Raw genomic sequence first — 26,138 nt, forward strand, 5'->3', positions numbered from 1 at the left:
CGGGGCGGGCGAGACCTTCGATCCAGGCACGCACGCGTGTCGGATCGAGGTCGCCCGAAAGCGGCTCCTGGTCCGGCACCGAACACACAGGGACCGGACAGAGCCACCATGGACGCAGTACTCCTCAGCACCGCCGTGTCGTTCGGCGTCATCTTCGTCGCGGAGCTCGGCGACAAGTCGCAGCTCATGGCGCTCACCTTCGCCACCCGCTTCAAGGTCTGGCCGGTGCTCCTCGGCATCACGCTGGCCACGGCGCTCGTGCACCTCGCCTCGGTCGCCATCGGCTTCGGCCTCGGCGCCGCCCTCCCCACCGGCTGGATCAACCTGGCCGCCGCGATCGCGTTCGTGGTCTTCGGCTTCTGGACGCTGCGCGGCGACTCGCTCACCGACGACGAGAAGTCCAAGGCGCAGAACGTGACCCGCTCCGCGGTGATCGCGGTCGGCACGGCGTTCTTCCTGGCCGAGCTGGGCGACAAGACCATGCTCGCCACCATCACCCTGGCCACCGACTACGGCTGGTTCGGCGTGTGGGTCGGCTCCACGCTCGGCATGGTCGCGGCGGACGCGCTGGCCATCGTGGTCGGCCGGGCGCTGGGCAAGGCGCTGCCGGAGAAGACCATCAGGTACGGCGCGTCGGCGCTGTTCTTCGTCTTCGGCGTCTGGCTGGCCGTCGAGGCGGTCCTGGAGCTCACGAGCTGACTCGCGGTGGCGAGGCGGCCCGGTCCGGCGTCACCGGACCGGGCCGCCTCGCGTTCAGGCGGAAGTGGGGGCGTCGTAGGAGAACGCGCTGTCCGCGAGGGTGTGCGTGACGCGGGTGGCCTTGCCGCCGGTCATGTCGCCCTGGTCGGCCGCGCCGGTGAACGCGCCGCCCTCGCGCACCTTCGAGCCCGCCGCCTGCTCGGTCGGGTCCGGGCGCGGATCACGGGGAACCACTCCTCAGCTGAGAGGCCGTGCGACCCCTCTGCGCCGCACAGCGGCCGTGACGGCCGACGTGGTTCACTCGTCGAGGAAAGTGGCGGGAAGGTCCCGTGATGGGCGTTTCGCCTGTTCAGGGGCTCATGTCCGCGTTGCGGCGGGCCGCTGGGGCGCTCGCCGGTCAGTCGGCGCTCACCCCGTCGGGGCCGTCCGAGGGCCACGTCGTGCCGCGCCCACCCCGTCGTCCCGCTCGATCCCGGCACCACCGCCCGGTGGTGCTCCCGCACGGCCGGGTGAACCCAGGGCATCCCCCGTGCGGGTGAGTTCCGGAAAACGCTTTCTTCGGGAAACCGCAATGCTTCCGGCCGCTGCTGTCACCGGAGTGGAGCAGGGTGAATATTCTCCGTGGCGGGGGATTGCCCTGGATGGAGTCCGTACCTGCGAGGCGAGTCATCGCGTTCGTCGGTTCGGGTTAAACCGTTTGGGTTAAACAAGCGCCTTGTGCGACCGCCTTCGTGCGGAGTGGTCGTGCAACGCCGGAACCGGGGTCCGCGATGCGAGACAGCGAACGGACACCGCAATCCGTGCAGACCAAGAGGAGGTCCGCGTGGTCGATCGGCTCGTGCTCGCCGCCGCCGAGCTGGGGTTCCTGCTGCGGGTCAGACCGCCCGCGCTCGCCGGGGTGCGCGAGGAGCTCGCCCTGCCCGCGCCGCGCGCCCCGCACGACGGCCTCGACTCGCTCGTGCACCGGGGGCTCGCGACCCGGACCGGCCGGGCGTTCCGGCCCTCGCCCCGGCTCGCCGCCGTGATCGAGGCCGCCGCCACCGCCGACCGGATCACCCGGATGCTCGGCTGGCGCGGCGACGTGCCCGTGCTGACGCACCTGCTGAGCGGGCCGCGCGGGCACCTGCGGCTGTGCCCGGACGGCGCGGGCGGCTGGGACGTGCGCCTGCTCGAACCGGGGGTGACCGCCAGCGCCCAGGCCGGGCGCTTCCTCGACGCGCACCTGAGCGGCGACCGGGAGTCCTCGGTGCTGCTGAAGATCGGCTCGCCGCAGGGCAACGTGAGCATGGCGGTCGCCGTGGACGGGCAGGGTCGCTGGTCCATGTCGGACTCGCTGTCGGTGCCCACGACGCCCTCGTCGCGGGCCATCGCGGTCGCGCGGATCGCGGAGCTGCTCGCGGGGTGACGGGGGAGCGGACGGCCTGCCTGTCCCCGTGCTGGAACCCGTGCTGATCGCAGCCCTGGAGCGCGCCGTCGCGCGGCTCGGGATCGTGGTGGACCCGGACTGCGCGCACTTCGCCGAGCTGTTCGGGGCCTGCCTCGTCGGCGTGCCGGTGCGCGCGTTCGGCGGTTCGCCGCTGCTGGAGGACGTCGACGTCGTCGCGCTCACCCTGCGGTTCCGCGCCGAGGGTGGCCGGGCGCCGCCGACGCGCTGGTCTGCGCCACCGACCACGACCTCGGGGCTGGGGTCCGGGTGCTCGCCGAGGGGGTCGCGGCGTTCCTGGCCCGGCACGCGCACGACGGACCCGCGCGCGAGCGCCCGCGCACGACGAGGCCCCGCGCCTCACCGCACCGGCGCGGGGCCCTCGTCGCACGGGACCGGGATCAGTCCGTGGTGTAGGTCAGGCAGTTCGCCGCGTGGTCGCCCTTGCCGGGCCCGATGCGCACGCTCGACGCCGAGCACTCCAGGTCCTTGTTGTGCGAGCAGTCCGACCGGGAGCACGCGCCGACCTGCGCGACCACCTTCGGCAGCCCGCCCTTGGTGTCCAGCGGCACGAAGGTGCCGCAGTCGGCGGTCCCGTTGACCCCGCTCACCGTGATCGCGAACGCGTGGCAGCCGTCGTGGTTGTACGAGCAGCCGGTCACGGTGCACTCGTGGACGGCGGGCATATCCATTGTCGTCATGACCGTTCCTCAGCGTCTAGTCGGCTCGGTGGAAACAACCTCCCACCCCGACACAACCGCGGCAAGTCGAAAATGTTTAGGCCAGGCTAACCTGAACGCCAAAAGAACAGCATAACCGCTGGTCAAGCCATCAAAGGGTAAATTTCATGAAATTAATTCAAACCACTCAGAGGAATCCGGCAGTCCCCTGAGGAAAGCCTTACCTGAACCCTCAGTCGAAGTGCCGCAACCACCGTTCCAGCAACCCCTCCAGCACTCGCGCCTCCTCGGGGTCCAGCAGTTCCAGCAACCGCCGCTCGTTCGCCATGTGCTCGGTGAACGCCCGGTCGAACACCCGCTTCCCCGCCTCGGTCAGCGCCACCACCCGCCTGCGCCCGTCCCCGTCGGTCATCCGCCGCGTCACGAGCCCGTCGCGCTCCAGCCGGTCCAACCGCTTGGTGATCGCCCCGGTGGTCACCATCGTGTGCTGCGCCAGCTCGCCCGGCGCCCGCTCGTAGGGCTCCCCGGCCCGCCGCAGCGCGGCCAGCACGTCGAACTCGCCCTCGCCGAGCCCGTGCCGCCGGTAGACGACCGAGATCTCCTCCATCAGCGCCGCCGCCAACCGGTGCAGCCTGCCGATGACGCCCTGGGGCGACACGTCCACGTCCGGCCGCTCGCGCGCCCACTCGGCCTGGATGCGCGCGACCCGGTCCAAGCCCTGCTCGGGGGTGTGGTCCACGACTCGCCACGCTACCGCTTCCGTGGAAGCTATATTGCTTCCATGGAAGTTACTTCCCGGGAAGCTACCTGGCGCTGGCCCCTGATCACCGCCGTCGCCCCGCTGGCCTGGGGCTCGGTCTACTACGTCACCCACCACTTCCTGCCCGCCGACACCCCGCTCTGGGGCGCGACCCTGCGCGCCCTGCCCGCCGGACTCCTGCTGCTCGCGCTCGCCCGCCGCCTGCCGCGCGGGCACTGGTGGTGGCGCTCGGCGGTCCTGGGCACGCTCACCATGGGCGTCTTCTTCGCCCTCGTCTACGCCTCCGCGCAGCTCCTGCCCACCAGCACCGCCTCGGCGGTCATGGCCACCTCGCCGCTCGCGATGATGGCCCTCGCCTGGCCCCTGCTCGCCGAACGCCCCCGCCCCACCGCCCTCCTCGGCGGCGTCGCGGGCGTCGTGGGCGTGGTCCTGGTGGTCGCCGCGGGCGCGGGCGCGGTCGACCCGCTCGGCGTGCTCGTCGCCGTCTCCGCCGTGCTCACCTCGGCGCTCGGCCACCTGCTCACCAAGCGCTGGAGCGCGAAGGGCCCCGTCGGCGTCCTGCCCGTCGCGGCCTGGCAGCTGATCGCGGGCGGCGCCGCGCTGCTCGTCGCCGCGCTCGCCCTCGAAGGCCCGCCGCCGTCGCTCGACGGCCCTGCGGTGCTCGCCACGGGCTACGTCTCGATCATCGGCACGGCCGTCGCCTACGCCGCCTGGTACACCGGCCTCACGCACCTGGACGCGGGCTCGGTCGGCCTGATCGGCCTGCTCAACCCGGTCACCGGCGTCCTCCTGGGCACCGCCCTCGCGGGCGAGGCGCTCACCGGCCGCCAGGGGACCGGCCTGCTGCTCGTGCTCGCCGGCGTGCTCCTCGGCCAGCCCGCGCTGCTCGCCAAGCTCACGCGGGGCGGCCGGGCGGGGCGCCTCGACCGCCCCGCCCCGACCACGTCCCTCACCCGGCGGCGACCGCCCGCCACAGCTCCCGCCGCTCCCGCTGCCGCACCGGGTCCGCGACCGGGACCGCCGCCAGCAGCCGCGCCGTGTACGGGTGCGCCGGGCGCGCCAGCACCCGCCCCACCGGCCCCAGCTCCAGCAGCCGCCCGCCGCGCATGACCGCCACCCGGTCCGCGAGCTGCTCCACCACGGCCAGGTCGTGGCTGATGAACAGGCACGCGAACCCCAGCTCGGCCCGCAGCTCGCCGAACAGCCGCAGCACCCTGGCCTGCACCGACACGTCCAGCGCGCTCGTCGGCTCGTCCGCGATCAGCAGGTCCGGCGACAGGGCCAGCGCCCGCGCGATCCCGACCCGCTGGCGCTGCCCGCCGGACAGCTCGTGCGGGTAGCGCTCCCGCAGCGACGGCGACAGCTCGGCCAGCTCCAGCAGCTCGTCCACCCGCCGCCCCAGCTCGACCCCGCGCAGCCCCCGGTGCAGCACCAGCGGTTCGGCCACCGCCCGCCAGACCGGGGCGCGCGGGTTCAGCGAGGACGTCGGGTCCTGGAACACCACCCCGACCCGCCCGCGCGCGGCCTTGCGCCGCGCCCCGCGCAACCGCGCCACGTCCTGCCCGCCGACCAGCACCGACCCGGACGTGGGCGCGCGCAGCCCGGCGACCACCGACGCCAGCGTCGTCTTGCCCGACCCGGACTCGCCGACCAGCCCCAGCACCTCGCCGCGCCCCACGTGCAGGCTCACGCCGTCCACCGCGCGCGTGCCCGCGCCCCGCCAGCCGCCGCCGTACACCACGGTCAGGTCGTCGACCACCAGCGCCGCGTCCGGTTCCGGCGCGAGCACCTCGACGGCGCCCGCCACCTCGGCGGACCCCGGTTCGGCGACGACCGACGCGACCGACGGCGTCGTCGACAGCGACAGCACCGCGTCCAGCAGGCTCCGGGTGTACTCGTGCTCGGGCGCCCCGAACACCGCCTCCACCCCGCCCTGCTCCACGACCCGCCCGTCCTTCATCACCGCGACCCGGTCCGCCAGCGACGCCACCACCCCCATGTCGTGGGTGATCAGCAGGATCGCCGTGCCCAACCGGTCCCGCAGGTCCCGCAGCAGCTCGACGACCTCGGCCTGCACGGTCACGTCCAGCGCCGTGGTCGGCTCGTCCGCGATCAGCAGCGCGGGCTCGTTCGCCACCGCCATCGCGATCACCACCCGCTGCAGCTGCCCGCCGGACAGCTCGTGCGGGTACCGGCGCAGCTTCGCCTCCGCGTCGGGCAGCCCCACCAGCTCCAGCAGCTCCAGCGCGCGGGCGCGGGCCTGCCGCCCGGTCACCTCCCGGTGCGCCAGCACCGCCTCGGCCAGCTGGCGCCCGATGGTGAACACCGGGTTCAGCGCGGTCATCGGCTCCTGGAACACCACGCCGATCCGCCCGCCGCGCACCGCGCGCAGCGCGTCGGCGCCCATGCCGAACAGGTCCTCGCCGTCCAGCAGCGCCCGGCCGGACAGCACCGCCGTCGACGGCAGCAGTCGCAGCAGCGACATCGCCGTGACGGTCTTGCCCGACCCGGACTCACCCACGACGGCGAGCACCTCACCGGCCGCCAGGGACAGGCTCACGTCCCTGGCGGCCGCGGTGGTGGCGCCGCCGCCGGTGAACTCCACGCCGACGGCGTCGAGCTCCAGCAGCGGCCCGGTCACTTCAGGAGCCCGACTCGGGCGTAGTTCGGGTACGCGGGGAAGTCGGCGATGCGGAAGTCGGCGACCTTGGACCCGTGCAGGAACGAGTTGCGGGTGTAGATCAGCGGCACGACGGGGGAGTCGGCCAGGATCTTCTTGTCCAGCTCCACCCACTTCTTGCCCGCCTCGACCGGGTCGACGGTGGCCTGGGCCTCGGCGATCAGCCTGTCGACCTCGGGGTTGTCGTAGCGGGACAGGTTGTACCCGCCCTGGCCGATCTCCTGGGAGTCGAACAGCGGCTGGATGTTCGCGTTGGCGCTCGGGAAGTCCGGCTGCCACGAGGACAGGGTCAGCGCGTAGTTCGGGTTGTCCGCGCGCGACTCGGCGGTGTACGCGTCGCTCTCCAGCACCCGGATCTCGGACTGGATGCCCGCCTTGACCAGCGCGGCCTGGATCGCCTCGGCCTTCTCCGGGTAGTTGTTGGTCTGCGACACCAGGAACTCCAGGCCCGAGATCCCGTTCGGGAAGCCCGCCTCGGCCAGCAGCGACTTGGCCTTCTCCGGGTCGCCGGACGGCTTGGTCTGGTAGAGGTCGAACTGCTCGCGGCCCGCGATGCCCTGGGTGATCAGCGTGGTGGCGACGTCACCGGCCAGCTCGGCGTTGCCCGCCGACGCGATCTGGTACGAGGTCTTGTCGACCGCGTACTGCACGGCCTGCCGCACCTTGGGGTTGTCGAACGGCGCCTTCTGGGTGTTGAGCGCCAGGTAGGCGAGCGCGCCGGTCTTCGAGGTCACCAGGCGCTGCTTGGCCGACGGGTTGCCCGCCAGCTGCGCGAGCTGCGCGGGGGACACGAACGAGGAGCCGAACGCGAACTTGTCGTCACCGGAGTCGGCGGTGAGCCGCTGCGAGATCACCGAGGTGTCCTGGCCCAGCTGGAACAGGATCTCGTCCGGGAGGCCGCCGCGCAGCTCGTCCGTGGCCGAGTCCCAGTTCTCGTTGCGCACCAGGCGCGCCTCGACGCCCTTCTGGTACTTCTCCACCTTGTACGGGCCGGACGCGACCGCGTGGTCGCTGTAGTCGGCCTCGGCGCCCTTGCCGCTGGGCACCGGCGCGAACGCCGGGGTGCTCGCCACCCACGGCCAGTCGCCGTACGGCCGCGACAGGGTGAACACGATCGTGCGGTCGTCCGGGACCTTGATGGAGTCGAGGCGCTGGCCCTCGAACGGGCCCCGGTAGTCGGCGCCGCCCTCGATCAGCTGCTTGTGGTAGCCGAGGCCGCCGGAGAACGCGGGCGCGTACGAGCGCTCGACGCCCCACTTGATGTCATCGGCCTTGATGGGCGTGCCGTCCGCGTACTTCAGGCCCTCCTTGAGGGTGAAGGTCCACGTCTTGCCGCCGTCGTCGGTCTTGCCGGTGTCGCCGAGGTCGGGGACGACCTTCGCGTCCTGGCCCGGCTCGTTCAGCCAGCCGGTGAGCCTGCGGTGCACCAGCGCGAGCGAGGTGATCGGCAGCGAGGAGCTCTTGGCCGGGTCGAAGTTCAGCGACTGGCTCTCGCCGAGGATGCGCAGCACGCCCCCGCGCTCGGCCTTGGCCTGGTCGGCCGCGCCCTGCTGGGGCTGGTCGTTGGCGCCGCACGCGGTCAGCGCGAGCGCGCCGACGAGTGCGGTGGCCGTGGCGACCACCCGTGAGGTCCGACTTCTGGTCATGGCGGTTCTCTCTCCTAGCGGGGAAGTGGGGAGCAGGGGTCTTGGGGGCGCCCGTCCCGGCGGTCCGGGGCAGGCTCTCCGGCGGGCGCCCGGTCAGGTGAGGCGCGCTCGCGGGTCGAGCGCGCCGTAGCCGAGGTCGATCAGCGCGTTCGCGATCACGATCAGCACGGCGGCGAAGAGCGTGCAGCCCAGCAGCAGCGGCAGGTCGCGCTGGTTGACCGCGTCCACCAGCAGCGAGCCCGCGCCGGGCAGCCCGAACACCCGCTCGGTGATCACCGCGCCGCCGAGCAGCGCGCCCAGGTCGACGCCGAACAGGGTGACCACGGGCAGCAGGGCGTTGCGCAGCGCGTGCTTGCCGACGACCTCCCGCTCGGTCAGGCCCTTGGCGCGGGCGGTGCGCACGTAGTCCTCGCCGAGCGCGTCGAGCATCTGGGTGCGGGTGAGCCGGGTGTAGTAGGCGGCGTGCGCGAACGCCAGCACCGCCCACGGCAGCACCATCCGCCACAGCCAGTCGACCGGGTCCTCGGTGAACGCGACGTACCCGCCGACCGGGACCACGTCGAGCGTGAAGCCGAACAGCAGCAGCCCGAGCAGGCCGGTCAGGTAGACCGGCGCGGACACCCCGGCCACCGACGCGCCGAGCGCGATCCGGTCCACCGCCGTGCCCCGCTTGAGCGCCGCCAGCACACCGGTGCCCACGCCCGCCGCGAACCACAGCGCCGCCGCGCCGACCGCCAGCGAGAACGTCACCGGAAGGCGCTCCCAGATCAGCTGAACCACGTCGGTGTTCTGCTGGAACGAGTAGCCGAAGCACGGCGCGGAGCACTCGATCGAGGTGGCGCCCACCCCGAACGTGCGACCGGCCAGGATGCCGCCGAGGAAGTCCCCGAACTGCGACCACCACGGGTCGCCGAAGCCCATGAACTCGCGCGCCAGCGCCAGGTTCTGCTCGGTGCACGGCCTGCCGCACGCGGCCTCGGCCGGGTCGGCGGGCACCAGGTAGAACACCGCGAACGTGAACAGGGCGACCGCGAACAGCACCAGCAGGGCGCTGAGCACCCGCTTGCCGACGAACAGCGTCGTGCGCATCAGGCCCGCACCGCCGTCCGGGGGTCGAGCTCGTCGCGCAGGCCGTCGCCCAGGACGGTGAACGCCCAGGTGGACAGCAGCAGCGCCGCGCCGGGGAACACCAGGAACATCGGGTCGGTGCCGACCCAGTTGACCGCGCTGCTGATCACCCGGCCCCAGCTGGGCGTGGGCGGCGGGATGCCCACGCCCAGGAACGACAGCGCGGCCTCCAGGCCGATCTTGCCGGGGATGGAGAGCGTCGAGACCACGATGATCGGACCCCACAGGTTGGGCAGCAGCTCGGTGCGGAACACGTGCCACGGGCCCGCGCCCAGCGAGCGGGCGGCCGAGACGAAGCCGCGCGAGCGCAGCGCCAGGGTCTGGGCGCGCACGATGCGGGCGATCGAGGGCCAGCCGAAGAAGCCGATCACCACGATGAGCAGCAGCGGGCGCGGCACGTCCGGCGGGGCCACGGCGGCCAGCGCGATCATGAAGATCAGGTACGGGAAGCCCAGCAGCACGTCCGCGGTCTGCGTGACGAGCTGGTCGACCCAGCCGCCCCGGTAGCCCGCCAGCGCGCCGAGCACCACCCCGACCAGCGCGGACACCGCCGTGGCGGCCAGGCCGATCAGGAACGAGGTGCGCGCGCCGTGCGCGACGATCGCGAACAGGTCGCGGCCGGTCAGCGGCTCGACGCCGAACCAGTGCGTCGCGCTCACCCCGCCGAGCGCCCCGGCGGGCGCGCCGGTCGCCGGGTCGAGGGCCTCGGTGCGGTAGGTGTACGGGTCCTGGCCGGTGAGCGCGCCGAGCAGGTCGGCGGACAGGGCGAGCAGCCCGAGGACCGCGATGGCGATCGCTCCGGCGCGCGCCCAGCGGTCGTGCCGCAGCACCGACAGGACGGCGCGCGGCAGCGAGCGGACCGCGGTGGGGCGTAGGGGTTCTGACAACGGGCACCTGACCTTGAGGGGGGCGAGCGGCGCTCACCTTAGGTCGATCTCCAGAGGGGTGGATTTTCGTCCAACGGGTGAGAGAGTTTGGGCTCCTGGCCTGGTGGGAGTAGGTTTCGCGCGCGCGCGAAGATCGTTCTCGGTTGGAGTCGCGGGGGCGTACAGTGGCGCTTTCCGGTCGTTGCTTCCCTTTCGGAAGCTTCCTGCTCAAGGGGTGTCATGGCGGTCGACTGCGGGAGCGGCGCGCACTCGGTGCACGACGTGTACAAGGCCCAGTGCCCGTGCCGGTCGATGCTGGACCTGCTGGCCAACAAGTGGTCCGCGCTCGCCATCGGCGCGCTGGAGGACGGGGTGCTGCGGTTCGGCGAGCTCCAGCGGCGGCTGGAGGGGGTCAGCCCGAAGGTGCTCACCCAGACCCTGCGGCGGCTGGAGGACCACGGGCTGGTGCACCGCGAGGTCGTGCCCGCCGTGCCCCTGCACGTGGAGTACTCGCTCACCGACCTCGGGCAGGACGCCGCCGTGCCGCTGCACGGCCTGCGGTCGTGGGTGGAGGACAACCTCGACCGATTGCCTTCGGAGTCCTGAACTGGTCACTTCCCTTCGGGAAGCAGTGAACCTTGCGGGTAAGCACCCCCTCGCGGATACGGTCGGGGCACGCCGGGAGCGATCTTCCGGCGGGTACCGACGTCACGGGGAGTGAAGATGTCCGAGACCATGCGCGCCGTCGTCCAGCGGTCCTTCGGCGGGCCCGACGTGCTCAGCGTCGAGCGGGTCGCCAAGCCCGAGCCGCTGCCCACCGAGGTGCTCGTGCGGGTGCGCGCGGCGGGGGTCAACCCGGTCGACTGGAAGAGCCGCGCGGGCGGCGGCATGGCGGACCACCTCGGCGACGCGCCGCACGTCCTCGGCTGGGACGTGTCCGGCGTGGTGGAGGCGGTCGGGTTCGGCGTGACCACGCTCCAGCCCGGCGACGAGGTCTACGGGATGCCGTGGTTCCCGCGCGCCGCCCGCGCCTACGCCGAGCACGTCACCGCGCCCTCCCGCCAGTTCGCCCGCAAGCCCGCCTCCCTCACCCACGAGGAGGCCGCCGCCGTGCCCCTGGCCGCGCTGACCGCATGGCAGGTCCTGGTCGACACCGCCGGGGTGGAGAAGGGCCAGCGCGTCCTCGTGCACGCCGCGGCGGGCGGGGTGGGGCACTTCGCGGTGCAGTTCGCCAAGCACCTCGGCGCCCACGTGATCGGCACCGCGAGCGCCGAGCGGCACGAGTGGCTGACCGCGCTCGGGGCCGACGAGCTGATCGACTACCGGTCGGCGCGGTTCGAGGAGCACGTGAGCGACGTGGACGTCGTCGTCGACCTGATCGGCGGGCGCGACGAGACCGACCTGCGGTCCCTGTCGGTGCTCAGGCCCGGCGGGCTGTTCGTCGGCGTGCCCGGCGGCGTCTCGGAGGCGGCGGTCGCGCGCGCGGCGGAGCTGGGGGTGCGCACCAGCCCGTTCCTGGTCGAGCCGGACGCGCCCGCGCTGGCCAGGATCGGCGAGCTGATCGACGCGGGGGAGGTGCGGGTGGAGGTCGAGCGGGTGTACCCGCTGGAGCAGGCCGCCGAGGCGCACGTCCACGGCGAGCGGGGGCGCGTGCGCGGCAAGCTCGTGCTCAGCGTGAGCTGACGCGGGGGCGGGGGCGGGGGCTGCCACTCGGCCGCCCTGTGGCCCTGTGGCCCTGTGGCCCGGTGGCCTGGCGGCTTGGTTGCCCGGCGGTCTGGTTGCCCGGTGGTCTGGCGGTCCGGCTGCCTGGTGGCCCGGCTGCCTGGCGGCCCGGCTGCCTGGTGGCCTGGCGGCCCGGCTGCCTGGCGGCTTGGTGGCCCGGCTGCCCGGCTGCCCGGCTGCCTAATTGCCCGGCGGCCCGGCGGCCCGGTTGCCTAGCGGCCTTGCTGCCCCCAGCCCGCGCCCAACCGGCCTTCGGGGGCGCCCAGTGATCTTCTCCGGATCCCCCGCGCCGCCCCGCTGCCCCCTGTGCTCCGCGCATCACCTGATGATCTTGGGGGCGCGGTGAGCGTGGTGGTGCGGGTTCCCGGCGGCCTCGACGAGGTGCGCGACCGGTTGCGGCACTGGGTCGCCCGGCCGCGCGCGCTCGTGCCGACCGCGAAGGGCGTGTTCCTGCTGGGCCCCGCGCCCGTGGTCGTGGCCGAGCTGGAGGACACCGCCGAGGTCGCGTCGGGGCCCGGCGGCTCCAGCGTCGCGCTCGCCTGGGACGAGCGGCACGTCCGGGTCCACGTCCGGCGCGGCGACGACCGCGCGGTCGGGATCTTCGAGCGGTGGGAGGCCCTGCACGCGGTCGCCGTCACCCGCGGCGTCGACCAGGACACCGCCCTACGCGCCGCCGACGATGCCGCCCGCGAGGTCCCCTGCGGCAGCGACGACGCGCTGGGCGCCGACGGCGTGGAGCGGTGGGCGGTCTTCCTGGAGCGCGCCGGGTTCCCCGCCGAGGGGCGGGCGCTGCGCTGGATCGCCGAGTCCGACGTCGACGTCCCCGCGCACCGGCGGCGCTGGTGGGAGCTGGCGGGGGAGCGGTCGACGACCCAGGTCGAGCCGGGCAGCAGGTCGTACTCGCCCTCGGGCCTGCTCCTCTCCCTGGTCCTGGGCGTCGCCGCGCTGATCGGCGGTGGTCTGCTCGCGTGGGCCGCGCTCGACAGCCCGATGCTCCTCCTCGCCGGCGCCGCCCTCCTGCTCGCGGCCGTCTGCGCCCTGGCGCAGCTCGCCGTCCTGGCGCCCCTCGCGGTGTCCCGCTCGCGCCGGACCGACCCGTTCCCGGTCAGCGACCCGCTCGACCTGCGCGCCCACCTCACCGCGCTGCCCACCCCGGAGCCCGCCGTCGCCCCCATCGCGCGCTACGAGGCCGAGCCCGACTACTTGCGCGGCGGGTCGTAGCGGTAGCCCATGCCGCGCGCCGCGCGGATCGGGGACTCGTCCGCCGACCAGTTCAGCTTGCGCCGCAACCGCATCACCGCGAACTTCACCCGCTCCGCGCCGATCCCGGTCGGGTCGTTCCACACCTTGTCCAGCAGCTGCCCCGGCGACAGCACCGCGCCCTTGTGCTGCACGAACACCGACAGCAGCCGGTACTCGGTGGCGTTGACGTCGACCTCCTCGCCGTTGACGTACACCCGCCGCGCCCGGTGGTCCATGCGCACCAGGCCGTCGTCGTACACCTCGGCCTTGCTCGCCGCCGTCGCGCCCTCGGCCCTGCGCAGGATCGCCTCGATCCTGGCCAGCAGCTCCTTCGCCGAGAACGGCTTGGTCAGGTAGTCGTCCGCGCCGCCGCGCAGGCCCCTGACCTTGTCCGCCTCCATGCCGTGCGCGGTCAGCAGCAGCACCGGAACGTCGCTCACGTCCCGGATGCGCTCCAGCACCATCCAGCCGTCCAGCACCGGGAGGCCGATGTCGAGCAGCACCAGCGACGGCTGCGACTCGTGCAGCTCCCGCAGCCCCTGCTTGCCGTCCGAGGCGACCCGCACCTCGTGCCCGGCCCGCTCCAGGTTCAGCCGCAGCGCCAGGGCGATGTCCGGCTCGTCCTCCACGACCAGCACGGTGCTCATGTCGCCTCCTCTGGCGTGGGCGCTCTCACCCGGTCGGTCCACAGTGGAGGGGCGCACCCGTCCGGACTGCCACGATACGAGCGAGCCCGCCACGTCCGTCCGGCGATCGAGCCGACCACGCCCTTTTTCACCGTTTCGAGTGGACACTGCTCCGCAAGGGGCACGCCGCGCCACGGCGTCGCACGATTCGCGGTGTGCTGTGCCGCGTATCGCGAGACGGGAGAGCCCATGGCGCAGGCGGTCGACCCGGCCGAGGTGGCCGCGGTGGTGCGCTCGGTCGTCCGCGCCGGTTACACCGGACGGGCCCCCGAGCAGGCGGTCCGCGTGCTGCTCGCGCTCCCCGGCGTGCTGTCGGCGATGGTGCGGGAGGACGGGCCGCCGTGGCGCGGCGACGTCGTCGTGCCGCTGGAGCGCGGCGGGGCGGTGGTGGTGCAGGCCGAACCGGTCACCAAGCGGCTCCAGATCATCGCCGACGCGGTGGCGGCTGCCCTCGACGGAGTGGGGCCGCCCGCGCGGGAGGTTGCGCTGCGCGACGCCATCGTGTCCCAGATGCCCACGATGGTGGCGCTGTTCGACGCGAACGGGTACTTGCGCTGGAGCAACACCAGGAAGTGGATGGACGGGACGGCGCTGGTCTACGGGGAGCACGTCGCCGACACCGCCGCCGAGGGCGTGCACCCCGACGACCGGGAGACCGTGCTGGACGCCATCCTCGGGCTGCACGCCGCCGACCCCGGCGGCACCGCCCGCGTGCAGGCGCGGGTGCGCGGGGCCGACGGCGGCTGGATCTTCGTGGACGTGATCGTGCTCGACCGGATCGACGACCCGGTCATCGGCGGGCTGGTCACCTTCTCCCGCGACATGACCGACCTGCGCGACGCGCAGTACCACAGCCGGGTGACGAGCGCCCGGCTGTACATGCTGATCGACGCGCTGCGGGTGGGCGTGATCCTGCAGGACAACGACCGCAAGGTGCTGACCGTCAACACCACCGCGCTGGAACTGCTGGACCTGGAGGGGGAGCCGCGCGAGCTGGTCGGGCTGACCGGCCGCGAGATGGGCCCGCGCCGCCGCAGACCGCCGGAGGACTACGAGCACCTGGACCGGTTGGCGATGCGCTGCGTGACCGCGACCGAGCCGGTTCACGCCTCTTCCGTGCCACTGGGCCCCGATCGGGTGCTGGAGGTGGACTTCCTCCAGGTGCGGGGGGAGAACGAGCTGTTCGGGCAGCTGTGGGTGCTGCGGGACGTGACGGACCAGGTGTCGCTGCGGCGGGCGCTGGAGACGCGCAACGCCGAGCTGTCCCGGCTGTCGGCGTTGAAGACCGAGTTCATCTCGACCATCTCGCACGAACTGCGCACCCCGCTCACCGCGCTGACCTCGCTGACCCCGCTGCTGGTCGCCGACTGGCGGGACGGGGAGCGGCAGGTGGCGGAGGCGGTCGAGCGGAACGTGAACCGGATGGCCGGGCTGGTGGAGACGCTGCTGCTGCTCGCGAAGGTCGAGTCGCACAGCAAGGAGCTGGAGATCGCGTCGGTCGACCTTGACCGGCTGGTGCGGGACGGCGCGCACGCGGTGGAGGCGGCGGCGGAGGCCAGGGCGGTGCGGGTGCAGGTCGACACGCCGGTGCTGCCGACGCAGGCGCGCGGCGACGGCGAGCTGCTCTCGTGCATGACGTACCACGCGGTCGCGGCGGCGGTGGCGACCTCGCCGCCGTCGGCGTCGGTGCGGGTGACGTCGACGGTCGGCGGGCACGGGGAGTGGTCCATGGAGGTCACGGACGAGGTGCCGCTCGGCGGGGCGGGCGGCAGGCTGTTCACGACGCTGCCGCGCGAGGGGGCGGGGTCCGGCGGGGACCAGCTCGCCGGGTCGGCGCTGGGGTTGGCGCTGGTCAGGGCGATCGCGGAGCGGCACGGCGGCGCGGTGTTCCTGACCCCGTCACCCGAGGGCGGGACGACGGTGCGCATCGAGCTGCCCCTGGACGTGCGGGTCCCGGAAGGCAGGAAGCCCACAGAAGGGTGAAACACCACTTTCAGGGGTACCAGCCCGTACGTGTGGGGAGACCGGACTCTGTCGACGTCCACCGTGCGGGTGGACGAGTCGGTGGTGGTGCTGCGCGTGCGCGGCGGCGTGGACGTGGCCACGGCGCCCGTCCTGCGCGAGGCCCTGGAGGCCGCGCGGGCGGACGTGGTCGTGGTGGACCTGACGGGCGTGGACTTCTTCACGTCCTGGGGAATCGAACCCCTGGTCCAGTCCCACGACCGCCTGCTGGACCGAGCCGGGGCACTGCACCTGGTGGTGACCAGGCAGATCCGCCGGGTGCTGAGCTCGGTGGGGCTGCACCACGTGCTGCAGATGCACGGGAGCGCGGAGGCGGCGCTCGCGGCGGTGGCCGAGGCGGATGAGTGAGGGTAGGGCGGGGGAGCCGGGGGCGGGCTTGCGCTTGGGCTCGAGCCCGTGGGGGGGGCTTGAGCCCGGACGCCAGCACTGACACCGACGCTGGAGCCGATACCAGCACCAGCGCCAGCGCCAGCGCCAGCACAGGTACCGGTACTGGCCTGGGGCACTGGCACTGGCACTGGCTCGGGACCGGCCTGGCCTCTGGCTTGAACTCGGGCAAAGACGCAGCAGGGGCGGATGCAGGCGCGGCGAGAGCGCTCTCATCCAACACCCTTCCACAGCACCACTAACCCAACCATCTGCCCCACCCGGCACTTGGCCCACCCAAAACCACCTGAGCTGCCCGGCCGCCCATCTGCCTGGCCCGCTCGGCCTGCTCGGCTGCTTGCCCTGCCTAAACGCTTAACCCGGCCGCTTGGCCCGCTTGGCCTACCCGCCTAACCGCCTACCTGGCTGCCCGCCTGCCCGCCTGCCCGCCTTGCCCGCCTGCCCGCCTTGCCTGCCTGGCTTGCCCGGTCGCCCGGCTGCCGGGCCGCTCGGCCCGCTCGATCCGCCCGGTCGCCCGGCCGCTTGGCTTGTCCGCCTGCCCGGCCGCTCGGCCGCTCGGCCCACCCGGCTGCCCGGCTGCCCGGCCGCTTGGCCGCCCGGCTGCCTGACCTGCCCGGTCGCTTACCCCTCTGTGGAGTGGGAGTCCGGCGGCGTGGCCTAGTCGGGGTTGTGAGAGCGTTTCCATCGGAGGCGCCACTAGGGGGATCTCTCTCAATGCGCCTTCCGCCCAACTGTGCCGCTGGCAACCATTCCGCCCGGCTAGTCGCCCAGCCATGTCGCTCGGCAGCCGTATCGCCCGGTGAACAAGTTGCCTGGTGGCTGCGCCGAATGGCGACCGTGCTGTTCGGTGCTGTTAGGTGAACGGGCCGCTCATCGGGCGCGTCGAACCGCTCGAATGCGCCGCGGCGGGCCGGGGAGTTTCCCGACCCGCCGCGTCACCGGTCAGCTATCGCCGATCAACCACCGCTGATCAACCACACCGACCAACCACCACCAACCGCCCCCATCACCGCGCCGAGTGCAGCTCCGCCACCTCGGCCCCGGTCAGGGCCCTGCCGAACGCCTGGACCTGGTCCACCTTCCCCTTCCAGAAGTCCACGTTCCCGCCCGCGTACTTCGCCCTCCCGATCGACAGCGGCCCCGTGCTCAGCTGGGGGTCGCCTGCCTGGGTGGTCCCGGCCAGGGCGCCGTCCACGTACAGCCGGAACTCCGCCTTGGTCGCGTCGTGCACGCCCACCAGGTGGTACCACCTGCCCGCCTCCGGGGTCACCGGCTGCGACACCGCGCGGTGGCCGCCGGGGCCGCTGAAGGCGAAGCCGCCCTGGCCGTACTGGAGGTAGAACGGGTTCTCGCGCCTGCGGCCGTCCTGGCTCACCGCGGTCACCCAGTTGGTCGGGGCTCCATCGAGGGTCACCCAGGCGGAGATCGTGTAATCGGTCCTCGTGTCGACCACCGGTCCCGCCGTCTGCGCGTACTGGTTCGCGCCGCTGAACGACAGCGCCGTCCCGCGCAGGCCCTCCGCCCACGTCGCCCCGGTCACGGACAGGTCGCTGCCACCGCCGGAGGCATCCCGGCCGACCGCGCCCTGGCCCTCGTCAAGGGACCACGCGCCCTTCGCGGGGTAGCGGTACGTGCCCGCCGCCGCACCTGCCTCGATCACCTTCCGGTTGATCTCGCGCACCGGACCCGGATCGACCTTGATCTCCCGCCGGTCGTACGTCCACAACCCGTTCAGCTCGGTCTCCAGGTCCGTGACCTGCGTGTACACCGACCCCGACAACTCGGCCCCAGCCGCCTGCAGGTAGTGCTGCTCGGTGTTCGACACGTACTTCGCGGTCAGCTCCGCCTTGCTCGCCACCCCGCTGTAGATCGCGGTCGGCGCGCCCGGCCACTGGTGGCCCGGCGTGCGCAGCGTGAACCCGCCGTGCTCGCCGTCCATCGCCACCCGCGTCGCGTCCGGCCACGGCGGCGAGTCGTTGTTGTAGTCGTGGTGGTCGATCACGTCGCCCTTGCCGGAGTCGCCCTTCGACGCGCAGCAGTTCACGCCGCTGTGCGCGTTCACCACCCGCGACGGGTCGGAAGCCTGGACGCGCTCGGTGATGCGACCGGTCTCCTCCCGGTCCCACTCACCCCACCCCTCGTTGAACACGATCCAACCGATCACCGAGGGTGACGACCGGTGCTGCTCGACCACGGCCGCGCCCTGCGCCTGGAACGCCGCGCGCCCCGCCTCGGTGTTGAACGTGCCGGACACGAAGTCCTGCCACACCAGCAACCCCAGCCGGTCCGCGTGGTAGAACCACCGCGCGGGCTCCACCTTGATGTGCTTGCGCACCGCGTTGTACCCGAGGTCCTTCTGCGCCTTCAGGTCGAACTCCAGCGCCGCGTCCGTGGGCGCCGTGTTCAACCCGTCCGGCCAGAACCCCTGGTCGAGCTGCGCCAGCGAGAACACCGGCTTCCCGTTGAGCACCAGCTTCGGGAACCCGTTCACCTGCGCGATCCCGATCGAGCGCATCCCGAAGTAGCTCGACACCACGTCCTTGCTGCGCCCGTCCTCCAGCACGACCTCCAGGTCGTACAGGTACGGGTCCTCCGGGCTCCACAGCCGCGCCTTCGGCACCGGCACGGTCAGCGCCGAGTTCGCCGCCCCCGTCGCGCTGCCGACCTTCCGGCCGCCCTTCTCCTTCGCGATGACCGTCACCCGACCGCCGGGTGACGTCGCCGACCGGACCGTCACCGAGAGCGTCCCCGCCGCGATGTCCGGCGTGCTCACCACGTCGTCGATCGCCCGGTCCGGCACCGGCTCCAGCCACACCGTCTGCCAGATCCCCGACGACGCCGTGTAGAAGATCCCGCTCGGGTTCGACGTCTGCTTGCCCACCGGCTGCTCGGCCCCGGTCGTGTCGGTGACCGCCACGACCAGCTCGTGCTGCCTGCGCCCGCCGAGCGCGTCCGTCACATCAGCCGTGAACGCCGTGTACCCGCCCTCGTGCTCGGTCACCTTGACGCCGTTCACCCAGACGGTGGCCCGGTAGTCGACCGCGCCGAAGTTCAGCTTCAACCGCTGCCCCCGGCCCACGTTCCAGTCCTGCGGCACGGTGAACGTCCGCCGGTAGAACATGTGGTCCTCGTGCCGCTCGATCCCGGACAGCAGCGACTCGACCGGGTAGGGCACGGTGATCTTCTCCGCCAGCGCCTTCCCGAACACCGGCTGCTCACCGGCCGCCGCGCCCGCGAACTCCCACTGCCCGTTCAGGTTCGACCACTTCCGCCGCTCCTGCTGGGGACGCGGGTACTCCGGCAGCGGCTGGTTCTTGTTGACCTTGTTCGTCCACGGCGTGGTCAACCGCTCGACCGAGTTGTTGATCCCGCTCCGGTACAGCTCCGGCACCGGCTTGCCGCCGACCGCCAACCCGCCCGCGCCGTCGTAGCGCAGCCGGATCCTCTGCCCCTTCAGCACGGCCTCGCCGAGCGTGATGACCAGCTTGTCGCCGTCCTTGCGGTTCACCGAGCTGATCGGGAACGGCACGGTGTCGACCTCGACGGCGACGTGCGAGCGGAAGTCGCCCAGCGCGGTGATCCGACCGTCGAACTCGGCCAGCACGGTCTTGCCGTTTGCCGGCGTGCTCAGCGCCAGCGGGTAGACCTCGAAGTCGGCGGGCGGGGTGAACGCGCTCTCCGGGACGGTGGACTTCGCCATCCCCGGAGCGGACCACCGCAGGAACATGTTCGCACCACCGGTGTCCTGGAACAGCTCCAGGCGGAACTCGTGCGCCACGCCCGCCTCCAGGCGGACCGGGGCGCTGCGCTGCTCGACGTCCCAGTCGCCGACCCAGTGGTCGATGACCGGCGCGCCGTCCAGGAACAGCCGGAACCCGTTGTCGCCGATCGCGTGGAACGTGTAGTCGGCGGTGGCGGGCGCGGTGAGCCGCCCGGTCCAGCGGGCGGTGGTGTGCTCGCCCCTGCCGGTCAGCGCCTGGAAGGTCGGGACGAGGTTGCCGAACTCGACGTTCGGGTCGAGCGCGGACCCGCCGGGGACGGCGAAGTCCCGCGCGCCCGGCGCGGACATGGCGAAGTACTCCCCCTTGAGCCCGTGCACCGCGGGCGCCGCCGAGGCGACCGCGGCGAGGGGCAGGGGGAGGGCGGAAGCGGTGATGAGGGCCAAGAGCAGGGTGAGTAGCCGTGTGACGGAGCGGAACATGGCGGTTCTCCTCGGTCCTGGCTGTGAGAGCGCTCACAAGCCAGCACTGATCTACGCACGCCGGTAACCAGAAGACAACAAAAGTTTTCAACAACCGAACCAAGAGCGAACAAAAGCAGGGCGGCTTACCCCCTGTTGGGTGGAATAAGTTTGGTCTTGTCGGAGTCTCAAGTGTTTCGTGGTGACTTCGGGGTCACCGCCACCGGCGAGTCCACGCGGAGCCCGCGCGCCGAGACCCCGACCGCCGCCAGGCACACCGCCGTCAGCCCCAGCACCCCGGCCGCACCCAGCCCGCCCGCCAGCAGTCCCACCGCGCCGGGGATCACCACCTGACCGGCCCGGTTGCCGGTCAGCCGCAGCGACATCGCCCGCCCGCGCAGCCCCGGCGGCGCCGACTCGGCCAGCCACGACATCGTCACCGGCTGCCCCACGCCCAGCCCCAGCCCGGCCACCACGACCGCGACCGCCAGCGCCCACAGCGGCATCGGCGCGACCACCGCGCCCATCCCCACCGCCGCCAGCGCCACGCTGCCCAGCAGCAGCCGCTTGCGCCCCCACCACGCCGACAGCCTGCCCAGGAACAGCCGGGAGGTCATCGACGCCGCCGCCCGCAGCCCGAGCAGCAGCCCGACCGCGCCCGCGTCCAGCCCGCGCTCGGTTCCCAGCGCGGGCAGGTAGACCAGCGAGATGTCCACCGCGGCCAGCACCACGCAGCTGGTGACCAGCGCCCGCAGCAGTCCGGGCAGCCGCAGCAGCCCGCCGAGCCCGGTCGGCCCCTCGTCGCCCCTCTCCGGCGCGCGCACCCCGGTGCGGCGCAGGAACAGCGAGCTGACCAGCAGCACCCCGGCCAGCGCGGTCGCCCCGGTGAACACCGCCGCCGTGTCCGGGATCGCCCGCGCCCCGCCCAGCAGCGGGATCAGCGGCGGCCCGAGCAGCTGGCCGAGCGAGGCCGCGAACGTGTAGTAGCCGAACGCCGAGTCGAACCGCCCCGACGTCGAGCTGTTCGCCACCAGCGACTGCTGCCCGATCACCGCGCACAGGTGCCCGGTGCCCAGCACCGCCGTCGCCACCAGCAGCCCCGGCGCGCTGTCGCCCAGCAGCAGGAACGCCCCGCCCGCCGCCACCAGCAGCGCCGCGCCCGACACCAGCAGCCACCGCTCGCCCACCCGGTCCACCCAGTGCCCCAGCGGCAGCGCGATCGCCAGCGGCACCACCGCGAACCCGGCGGACAGCAGGCCCAGCCACGCGGGCGGCACGTCGAGCTCCAGCGCCCGGTAGGCCATGGTCGGGCGCAGCATGAACGTGACCACCTGGGTCAGCGTCGAGTGCGCGAACAGCGCCACCAGCGCGGTGCGGCCCATCAGCGGCCACCGCCCAGCAGCCGCAGCGCCGCCCGCGCGCCCAGGCTGGTGTCCACGTGCCCGCGCATCAGCTCGCTCGCCCCGACCGCGTCGCCCTCGACCACCAGGTCGACCAGCGCCGCGTGCTCGGCCGCCCGGCGCGCCAGCTCGGCGGCGTCCCGGCCCTCCCGCAGCGCGAGCGCCCGGTACCGGTCGGACTTGTCCCACAGCGCGTCCAGCGAGGCGACGAGCACCTCGTTCTGCGAGGCCCGGTAGACCGCGGCGTGGAACCGGCGGTGCGTGGCCAGGTCGTCGGTGGACGCGCCCCTGCCGAGCGGGCGCAACCCGTCGTGCGCGCGCCGGATCTCGGCGACGTCGGCCCTGGTCCGCCGCTCGGCCGCCAGCCCCGCCGCGAGCGGGTCGAGCGCCCGGCGCACCTCCAGCAGGTCGCGCGCCTCCTCGCCGCTCAGCGGGGCGACCCGCGCGTCCCGGTGCGCGCCCAGCTCCACCAGGCCCTCGGCGCTCAGCCGCTTCAGCGCCTCGCGCAGCGGGGTGGTGCTGATGCCCAGCTCGACCGCGAGCGCCGCCTGGTTCACCACCGCGCCCGGCGCGAGCGCGCCCGACAGGACCCGCCCGCGCACCTGCGCGTAGGCGAGGTCGCTCTTGGTCACCGGTGCTGGGTCGGGGTTGGTCATCGCGGTCCTTATAACCTCGGCGTGGGCATCGACGCAGTGCCGTGCGCTTTGTGCGGTTTACTCAGTTTCAGGTTATAACCTGGCCGGGCCGCTCCGGACCGCTGGTTCCAGTGCGCGGGAGAACTGTGACCGCGGTCACCGGAACGCAACGGTCTCGCCACGTCGCGCATCGCCGTGTTTGGGACCTCGCCACCCGGCGGAACCCAGGGAACGGCGATCAGAGGAGGAGCACGATGTCGTTGCGCGCGATCGTGGTGACCGGGACCTGCCTCGTCGCGGCCTTCGCGGCGGGGTGCGGTTCGGGGGGCACGGCCCAGGAGGGCGGCGAGGTGCCGGACATCGAGGTCGTCCCCTCCGGCGGCACGTCCAGCGGGGCGCCCGCCGCGACCCAGCCGCCCCCGGCGCCCACCACCGAGGGGGGCACGACCTCCGAGGCCGCGACCCCACCGCCCGCGAGCGGACCGGCCAAGTGCCAGACCGCCCAGCTGAGGATCGAGTTCGGCCAGGGCAACGCGGACATGCAGGGCGCCCACCTGCCCCTGCGCTTCACCAACACCGGCCAGGCGGCCTGCACCCTGCAGGGCGCGCCCGGCGTGTCCTACGTGACCGGCGACAGCGGCGAGCAGGTCGGCGAGCCCGCCACCCGCGACGTCAACGGCCCGCTGGTCACCCTCAACCCCGGCGAGACCGCCTCGGCGGGCGTCTTCCTGTCCAGCGCGCCGCAGAAGACCCCGGACTGCCAGCAGGTGCCGGTGCGCGGGCTGCGGATCTACCCGCCCGACAACACCGCCGCGGCCTTCGTGCCCGACGACACCTACGCGTGCGCGCCGCCGCTCAACGGCCCGTTCCTGCGCGTCGGCCCGGTGAAGCCGGGACCGGACAACACCGACGCGTGACCTGTTCCTGACCGCCGCGCTCACCACGGGTGAGCGCGGCGGTGCGCTGTTCGCGGGATCTAATGGCGTCATTCCACGGTGCGGTGACAATTCCGGCACACTTGGAATGACCGGAGAACGTTCTTGACCGTGAACACCATCACCAAGAGGGTCGCCGCCGCCACCTCGCTGGCCGCCGCGTCCCTGCTCGCCGCCGTCGTCCCCGCCTCCGCCGACCCGGTCGACGTCACCGGGCTCACCTGCGACGGCCAGACCTACGAGTGCGTCGCGAAGCTCGACTTCGGCGACGGCGGCTGGACCGCCTCCTGGGGCGCGGGCGTCATGCACGTCGACGACCTCGCGCAGCAGCGCTCCCCGGTCGGCGCCACCGAGGTGACCTGCGACGGCGACACCTGGACGTGCACCGCGAACCTGGACTTCGGCGACGGGAACTGGACCGCCGAGTGGGGCGCCTGGGTGGCCCACGAGGGCAACGGCGAGGACGCCCGCGAGGCCCCCGTCGACGTGTACGAGCTGACCTGCGACGGCGACAGCCACACGTGCGTCGCCAAGCTCGACTTCGGCGACGGCAAGTGGGCCGCCGAGTGGTCGGCCCGCATCAAGCACTCCTGATCCCGAGCGGACGCGCGCAGGGGGCCGGTCCGCGCGGGACCGGCCCCCGCCCCTTTCCGGCACCGGGAAAACCGGCAACCGCGAATACCGGGGGCGGCGCACGGGGAATTGCGGGGCTGTTGCCCGCGTGTTCACGTCCGGTGTCCCCCGCGGCTCCCGTTCCCGTGAAACCGGCCATTCCCCCGGCACGCCCGCTTGACCCGGCGGCGGGCGTTCTCCGAGGCTGTGGCGGTGCCGACGACCCGGACCCGCCCGCCGATCACCCCCGCGCCGCCCGACGGCGGAACCGGCGCGCCCGGCGGAGCGGGGGATTCGCGCGCGCCGGAAACGGGTAAGGACCAGAACCAGACCGCCGCCGCAGCACGCCGGGAGCAGCCATGACCGCAGGCGCAGAGGACCGGGTGCCGCCGGTCGACGTCGAGACCGATTCGGTGGACGGCGTCGTCGTGGTCAAGGTCGACGGCGAGGTGGACATGGCGGGCCACGACCTCATCGCGGGCGCGTTCGGCGCGGCCATCGCCCGCAAGTCCTCCGGCGTCGTGCTCGACCTGCGCGGCGTGACCTTCTTCGGCTCCATGGGCGTGGACACCATCATCGGCGCGATCAAGGCCTCCGAGCGCTCCGGCGTGGCGCTGGCGCTGGCCACCGAGCAGCGGGTGGTGCTGCGCGCGCTGCGGATGACCGACCTGGAGGCCAAGGTCGCGGTGTTCCCGACCCTGTTCGAGGCGATGGCCTCCGTCGCCGCGCGGAGGTAGCCCGGCCGTGGAGCTGGACGACCTGCTGCCCCCGGCGCTCGACCTGCTCGCCATCCCCTCCACCGCCGACCGCCCCGACGAGCTGCACCGCGCCCTGGAGCTCGTCCTGGACTTCGTCGGCCCCGGCTTCCACGTCGAGCGGTTCAGCTCCGGCGGCAAGCCCAGCGCGCTCGTGTCCACCGCTCCCGGCGCCCGCGACTTCCGCGTCCTGCTCAACGCGCACCTGGACGTGGTCCCCGGCGCGCCCGAGCAGTTCCGGCCCCGCCGGGTCGGCGACCGGCTGCACGCGCGCGGCGCGCAGGACATGAAGCTGTCCGCGCTCGTGCTCGCCTCGGTCTTCCGCGACCTCGCCCGCGCGCTGCCGTACCCGCTCGGGCTGCAACTGGTCACCGACGAGGAGGTGGGGGGCCGCGACGGCACCCGGCACCAGCTCGACGAGGGCGTGCGGGCCGGGTTCGTGATCATCGGCGAGCACAGCGGGCTGCGCGTGGTCACCGAGTCCAAGGGCATCGCGGGCGTGCGGCTGGTGGCGCGCGGGCGGTCCGCGCACGGCGCCTACCCGTGGCTGGGGGACAACGCGCTGCTGCGGGTGCTCGACGCGGTGCGGGCGGTGCTCGCCGAGCACCCGGTTCCCACGGCCGAGCGGTGGCGCACGACGGTGAACGTGGCCCGCGTCGACACCCCCGGCACCGCGCTCAACCAGGTCCCGGACGAGGCGGTGGCCTGGCTGGACGTGCGGTTCCCGGCGCACGAGGCGGACGCGGTGTCCCGGTTGCCGCTGCTGTGCCCGGACGTCGAGGTGCTCGTCGACCACGTCGAGCCGCCGCACCGCGTCGAACCGGACGACCCGCGCGTGCTGGCGCTGCGCGAGGCCGCGCTGGGCCAGGGCTACGCGGGGGAGCCGCTGCGCAAGCACGGGGCGGCGGACGCCCGGTTCTTCCACCACCGCGGCGTGGACGCGGTGATCTTCGGCGTCGGCGGCGACGGGCAGCACGGGCCCGACGAGCACGCCGACCTGACCACGGTCGTGCCGTACCGGCGGGCGCTGGAGGCGTTCCTGCGGTCGCAGGGGTGAAGGTCCTCCCCGTTGCGGGTGGTTTCGGGGCCTCGAAGCACAACGGCACGGTCACGGCAACTCGGGGGCGGTTTCGGCTGCGGCGTCCGGAGGTACCACACCGGTGTCCGAGAGAGGAGACGGAAAACCGTGACTGCTGCAGAAGCGCCCCCAGAGGAAGCCCAGGTCGATCTCGCCCTGCGCTCGGTCCTCCCGCTGGCCACGCTGCGCCGCAGGCTGGCCACCGCGCTCGCGGACGTCGGCGACGAGCGCCTGGACGACGTGCTGCTCGTGGGCAACGAACTGGTGAGCAACGCCTACCGGCACGGCGGGTCCCCGCGTCCCGTGCGCCTGGAGCGGCACGGCGACCGGGTGCGCATCGAGGTCGACGACGCGAGCCCGCACCGGCTGCCCGTGCTCTCCCCGCCCGGCACCTCCACCACGAAGTCCGGCTTCGGGCTCGTCGTCGTGGCGCGGCTGTCCGAGCAGTGGGGAGTGGACCAGTACAACGACCACAAGACGGTCTGGGCCGAGCTGGCCACGGCCTGACGCCCTTCGGAGCAGCGGCCCGGACCACGCGGTCCGGGCCGCTGCCGTGCGCGCGACACGCCCGGACCGCGCCCCTGTGCCCGAGGTCACCTGTG

Annotated in this window: 23 protein-coding genes and 1 pseudogene; 13 read left to right on the plus strand and 11 right to left on the minus strand. The window is 73.3% G+C overall.

Annotated elements, in window-relative coordinates:
- The first annotated feature begins 108 nt into the window (after positions 1-108).
- Positions 109-699, plus strand: a complete 591-nt coding sequence (locus CNX65_RS12425; protein WP_096492924.1) for a TMEM165/GDT1 family protein — start codon at positions 109-111, stop codon at positions 697-699.
- A 54-nt stretch (positions 700-753) separates the two neighbouring features.
- Here CNX65_RS12425 and CNX65_RS12430 read toward each other — a convergent pair whose 3' ends face one another.
- Positions 754-933, minus strand: a complete 180-nt coding sequence (locus CNX65_RS12430) for a hypothetical protein (RefSeq protein ID WP_096492925.1) — start codon at positions 931-933, stop codon at positions 754-756.
- Between the two features lie 589 nt (positions 934-1,522).
- Here CNX65_RS12430 and CNX65_RS12435 point away from each other — a divergent pair.
- Positions 1,523-2,104 carry a hypothetical protein gene (locus tag CNX65_RS12435; protein ID WP_096492926.1) on the plus strand — a complete coding sequence of 194 codons (582 nt, stop codon included), beginning with the start codon at positions 1,523-1,525 and terminating at the stop codon, positions 2,102-2,104.
- 419 nt (positions 2,105-2,523) lie between these two features.
- Here the strand turns inward: CNX65_RS12435 and CNX65_RS12440 are convergent, their stop codons facing one another.
- The gene (locus tag CNX65_RS12440) at positions 2,524-2,823 is read right to left on the minus strand and encodes a DUF1540 domain-containing protein (RefSeq protein WP_096492927.1); all 300 of its coding nucleotides are present in this window, start codon (positions 2,821-2,823) and stop codon (positions 2,524-2,526) included.
- A 211-nt stretch (positions 2,824-3,034) separates the two neighbouring features.
- Entirely contained in the window at positions 3,035-3,541 is a 507-nt protein-coding gene (locus tag CNX65_RS12445; RefSeq protein ID WP_096492928.1) for a MarR family winged helix-turn-helix transcriptional regulator, read from the minus strand.
- A 42-nt stretch (positions 3,542-3,583) separates the two neighbouring features.
- On the opposite strand from CNX65_RS12445, the pseudogene CNX65_RS12450 reads away from it, so the two are divergent.
- A pseudogene (locus CNX65_RS12450) lies at positions 3,584-4,420 on the plus strand (EamA family transporter); the annotation flags it as partial.
- 91 nt (positions 4,421-4,511) lie between these two features.
- Here the strand turns inward: CNX65_RS12450 and CNX65_RS12455 are convergent.
- From CNX65_RS12455 to CNX65_RS12470, 4 genes are all read right to left on the minus strand, one after another.
- Positions 4,512-6,203, minus strand: coding sequence for a dipeptide ABC transporter ATP-binding protein (locus tag CNX65_RS12455; protein ID WP_096492929.1), 1,692 nt, complete (start codon positions 6,201-6,203; stop codon positions 4,512-4,514).
- Positions 6,200-7,888: an ABC transporter substrate-binding protein gene (locus CNX65_RS12460; protein WP_177154392.1), complete on the minus strand. Its 1,689-nt coding sequence runs from the start codon at positions 7,886-7,888 to the stop codon at positions 6,200-6,202. The genes CNX65_RS12455 and CNX65_RS12460 overlap by 4 nt, the downstream gene beginning before the upstream one ends.
- Before the next feature lie 93 nt (positions 7,889-7,981).
- Positions 7,982-8,977, minus strand: a complete 996-nt coding sequence (locus CNX65_RS12465; RefSeq protein ID WP_096492931.1) for an ABC transporter permease — start codon at positions 8,975-8,977, stop codon at positions 7,982-7,984.
- Positions 8,977-9,903 carry an ABC transporter permease gene (locus CNX65_RS12470; protein ID WP_096492932.1) on the minus strand — a complete coding sequence of 309 codons (927 nt, stop codon included), beginning with the start codon at positions 9,901-9,903 and terminating at the stop codon, positions 8,977-8,979. The genes CNX65_RS12465 and CNX65_RS12470 overlap by 1 nt, the downstream gene beginning before the upstream one ends.
- A 219-nt stretch (positions 9,904-10,122) precedes the next feature.
- Between CNX65_RS12470 and CNX65_RS12475 the strand changes: the two genes are divergently transcribed.
- The 3 genes from CNX65_RS12475 (at position 10,123) to CNX65_RS12485 (ending at position 12,825) form a co-directional block, all read left to right on the plus strand.
- Positions 10,123-10,488, plus strand: a complete 366-nt coding sequence (locus CNX65_RS12475; protein WP_096492933.1) for a winged helix-turn-helix transcriptional regulator — start codon at positions 10,123-10,125, stop codon at positions 10,486-10,488.
- Positions 10,489-10,617: 129 nt separating this feature from the next.
- A complete protein-coding gene (locus CNX65_RS12480) occupies positions 10,618-11,565 on the plus strand; it encodes an NADP-dependent oxidoreductase (RefSeq protein ID WP_198320600.1) in 948 nt (315 codons plus the stop codon).
- Positions 11,566-11,946: 381 nt separating this feature from the next.
- Positions 11,947-12,825, plus strand: coding sequence for a hypothetical protein (locus CNX65_RS12485; RefSeq protein WP_096492934.1), 879 nt, complete (start codon positions 11,947-11,949; stop codon positions 12,823-12,825).
- On the opposite strand, the gene CNX65_RS12490 is transcribed toward CNX65_RS12485, so the two are convergent.
- Positions 12,804-13,493 (minus strand): response regulator transcription factor, encoded by a 690-nt coding sequence (locus CNX65_RS12490; protein WP_015801293.1) that lies wholly within the window; start codon positions 13,491-13,493, stop codon positions 12,804-12,806. The two genes, CNX65_RS12485 and CNX65_RS12490, sit on opposite strands and share 22 nt — an antisense overlap.
- A gap of 228 nt (positions 13,494-13,721) precedes the next feature.
- Between CNX65_RS12490 and CNX65_RS12495 the strand changes: the two genes are divergently transcribed.
- The gene (locus tag CNX65_RS12495) at positions 13,722-15,515 is read left to right on the plus strand and encodes a sensor histidine kinase (protein ID WP_096492935.1); all 1,794 of its coding nucleotides are present in this window, start codon (positions 13,722-13,724) and stop codon (positions 15,513-15,515) included.
- A gap of 69 nt (positions 15,516-15,584) precedes the next feature.
- A complete protein-coding gene (locus tag CNX65_RS12500; protein ID WP_157767609.1) occupies positions 15,585-15,902 on the plus strand; it encodes an STAS domain-containing protein in 318 nt (105 codons plus the stop codon).
- Positions 15,903-16,947: 1,045 nt separating this feature from the next.
- On the opposite strand, the gene CNX65_RS12505 is transcribed toward CNX65_RS12500, so the two are convergent.
- The 3 genes from CNX65_RS12505 to CNX65_RS12515 all read right to left on the minus strand — a co-directional run bounded on the left by CNX65_RS12505 (position 16,948) and on the right by CNX65_RS12515 (position 22,177).
- Positions 16,948-20,142, minus strand: a complete 3,195-nt coding sequence (locus tag CNX65_RS12505) for a LamG-like jellyroll fold domain-containing protein (RefSeq protein WP_096492937.1) — start codon at positions 20,140-20,142, stop codon at positions 16,948-16,950.
- Between the two features lie 167 nt (positions 20,143-20,309).
- Complete coding sequence (locus CNX65_RS12510; protein WP_177154391.1) at positions 20,310-21,503, minus strand: MFS transporter; 1,194 nt, start codon at positions 21,501-21,503, stop codon at positions 20,310-20,312.
- Entirely contained in the window at positions 21,503-22,177 is a 675-nt protein-coding gene (locus CNX65_RS12515; RefSeq protein WP_096492938.1) for a GntR family transcriptional regulator, read from the minus strand. The genes CNX65_RS12510 and CNX65_RS12515 overlap by 1 nt, the downstream gene beginning before the upstream one ends.
- A 233-nt stretch (positions 22,178-22,410) precedes the next feature.
- Between CNX65_RS12515 and CNX65_RS12520 the strand changes: the two genes are divergently transcribed.
- The 5 genes from CNX65_RS12520 to CNX65_RS12540 all read left to right on the plus strand — a co-directional run bounded on the left by CNX65_RS12520 (position 22,411) and on the right by CNX65_RS12540 (position 26,043).
- Positions 22,411-23,073 (plus strand): DUF4232 domain-containing protein, encoded by a 663-nt coding sequence (locus CNX65_RS12520; protein WP_096492939.1) that lies wholly within the window; start codon positions 22,411-22,413, stop codon positions 23,071-23,073.
- Positions 23,074-23,202: 129 nt separating this feature from the next.
- Positions 23,203-23,685, plus strand: coding sequence for a hypothetical protein (locus CNX65_RS12525; protein WP_157767610.1), 483 nt, complete (start codon positions 23,203-23,205; stop codon positions 23,683-23,685).
- A gap of 377 nt (positions 23,686-24,062) precedes the next feature.
- Positions 24,063-24,440 carry an STAS domain-containing protein gene (locus CNX65_RS12530; RefSeq protein ID WP_096492941.1) on the plus strand — a complete coding sequence of 126 codons (378 nt, stop codon included), beginning with the start codon at positions 24,063-24,065 and terminating at the stop codon, positions 24,438-24,440.
- A gap of 7 nt (positions 24,441-24,447) precedes the next feature.
- Complete coding sequence (locus CNX65_RS12535; protein WP_096492942.1) at positions 24,448-25,515, plus strand: M20 family metallopeptidase; 1,068 nt, start codon at positions 24,448-24,450, stop codon at positions 25,513-25,515.
- A 129-nt stretch (positions 25,516-25,644) separates the two neighbouring features.
- Positions 25,645-26,043 carry an ATP-binding protein gene (locus CNX65_RS12540; protein WP_015801303.1) on the plus strand — a complete coding sequence of 133 codons (399 nt, stop codon included), beginning with the start codon at positions 25,645-25,647 and terminating at the stop codon, positions 26,041-26,043.
- The last annotated feature ends 95 nt before the right edge of the window (positions 26,044-26,138 follow it).

Source organism: Actinosynnema pretiosum, assembly GCF_002354875.1.
Lineage (GTDB): Bacteria > Actinomycetota > Actinomycetes > Mycobacteriales > Pseudonocardiaceae > Actinosynnema > Actinosynnema auranticum.

What these genes read in the sequence shown, in the direction of transcription:
- CNX65_RS12425 (WP_096492924.1), top strand. Translation starts at nt 109, where the DNA reads ATGGACGCAGTACTCCTCAGCACCGCCGTGTCGTTCGGCGTCATCTTC.
- CNX65_RS12440 (WP_096492927.1), bottom strand. Translation starts at nt 2,823, where the DNA reads ATGACGACAATGGATATGCCCGCCGTCCACGAGTGCACCGTGACCGGC.
- CNX65_RS12460 (WP_177154392.1), bottom strand. Translation starts at nt 7,888, where the DNA reads ATGACCAGAAGTCGGACCTCACGGGTGGTCGCCACGGCCACCGCACTC.
- CNX65_RS12465 (WP_096492931.1), bottom strand. Translation starts at nt 8,977, where the DNA reads ATGCGCACGACGCTGTTCGTCGGCAAGCGGGTGCTCAGCGCCCTGCTG.
- CNX65_RS12475 (WP_096492933.1), top strand. Translation starts at nt 10,123, where the DNA reads ATGGCGGTCGACTGCGGGAGCGGCGCGCACTCGGTGCACGACGTGTAC.
- CNX65_RS12480 (WP_198320600.1), top strand. Translation starts at nt 10,618, where the DNA reads ATGCGCGCCGTCGTCCAGCGGTCCTTCGGCGGGCCCGACGTGCTCAGC.
- CNX65_RS12490 (WP_015801293.1), bottom strand. Translation starts at nt 13,493, where the DNA reads ATGAGCACCGTGCTGGTCGTGGAGGACGAGCCGGACATCGCCCTGGCG.
- CNX65_RS12495 (WP_096492935.1), top strand. Translation starts at nt 13,722, where the DNA reads ATGGCGCAGGCGGTCGACCCGGCCGAGGTGGCCGCGGTGGTGCGCTCG.
- CNX65_RS12505 (WP_096492937.1), bottom strand. Translation starts at nt 20,142, where the DNA reads ATGTTCCGCTCCGTCACACGGCTACTCACCCTGCTCTTGGCCCTCATC.
- CNX65_RS12510 (WP_177154391.1), bottom strand. Translation starts at nt 21,503, where the DNA reads ATGGGCCGCACCGCGCTGGTGGCGCTGTTCGCGCACTCGACGCTGACC.
- CNX65_RS12515 (WP_096492938.1), bottom strand. Translation starts at nt 22,177, where the DNA reads ATGACCAACCCCGACCCAGCACCGGTGACCAAGAGCGACCTCGCCTAC.
- CNX65_RS12520 (WP_096492939.1), top strand. Translation starts at nt 22,411, where the DNA reads ATGTCGTTGCGCGCGATCGTGGTGACCGGGACCTGCCTCGTCGCGGCC.
- CNX65_RS12530 (WP_096492941.1), top strand. Translation starts at nt 24,063, where the DNA reads ATGACCGCAGGCGCAGAGGACCGGGTGCCGCCGGTCGACGTCGAGACC.